The 789-nt window shown below is 52.3% G+C and carries 1 protein-coding gene and 1 pseudogene; both read left to right on the plus strand.

Annotated features, from left to right (window positions below):
* Nucleotides 1–376: pseudogene (locus ACOTX4_RS25985) on the plus strand (hypothetical protein); the annotation flags it as partial.
* The gene (locus tag ACOTX4_RS25990; RefSeq protein WP_421635522.1) at nucleotides 373–615 is read left to right on the plus strand and encodes a hypothetical protein; all 243 of its coding nucleotides are present in this window, start codon (nucleotides 373–375) and stop codon (nucleotides 613–615) included. The pseudogene ACOTX4_RS25985 and the gene ACOTX4_RS25990, both read left to right, overlap by 4 nt.
* Nucleotides 616–789: the final 174 nt, after the last annotated feature.

Below are 789 nucleotides of genomic sequence, written 5' to 3' on the forward strand. Positions count from 1 at the left end.
ACGCTATCAGGAAGCGCTAACGGACCATTCCGAGGATAAGCTCGCTATGGTTGACCATTCCGGTGACTCCAACAATATGGTTGAACCTGTAACGACGGCTTGCAAGTTGCGCGATGCAGTCGAAATCATCCGTAACTCCGGCATAGCAATCGACGCTGAGAAAATCTTTGCAGAGCGTGATGCTCTCAACGCTCCAGACTGCTGGTGCCGAACCTGCCGCCCAGTGACTTTTAGTGATAGTCGCTTTGTCGTATGCCCTGAGTGTGGCAACAAACGCTGCCCGCACGCCAATGACCACCGGAATGCATGCACCGGAAGAAACGAGCCAGTTCAGGAAGGCAGTGCATATCCAACAGCACCGCAACAGGAGGCATGATGTACGACAAATATACTCTCAATCGCTGCGACGCAATGGAGTGGCTGGCTGAGCATTACCCAGTCTTTCCAGACAAGATGCCAGATGTGCCCCTAAAGGCTGACTGGTGTAGTGCCAACCTGTTTATGGGGTGGGGTTTCGTGATTTTGCTCGATGGCACCCTGGTGTTTGCTGACTGCCTATCGCCTCCAATCCGGGCGGAAGACATGGTAGGCTTCAAATTGCCCGATTTGGTGTAACTGCCATACAAGCGATATGGGAATCCCCATATCGACAGCCAGGGCCTCTCCGGAGGCCTTTTTCTCGCGTTGATTTTGTTGAATCAACCGTCCATACTATCTGTGCTGACGGCCTGAACAACCGTTAGCGACTTCTGCGCATTTAAGGGGACTTAAATGCGACCACAATCTGAA

Origin of the sequence: Enterobacter cloacae complex sp. IR5459 (assembly GCF_049238005.1) — a bacterium.
GTDB classification, from domain to species: Bacteria; Pseudomonadota; Gammaproteobacteria; order Enterobacterales; family Enterobacteriaceae; genus Enterobacter; species Enterobacter hormaechei_C.

Bases quoted from the DNA above. Each gene is read 5' to 3' on its own strand.
- ACOTX4_RS25990 (WP_421635522.1), top strand. From the start codon at position 373: ATGATGTACGACAAATATACTCTCAATCGCTGCGACGCAATGGAGTGG.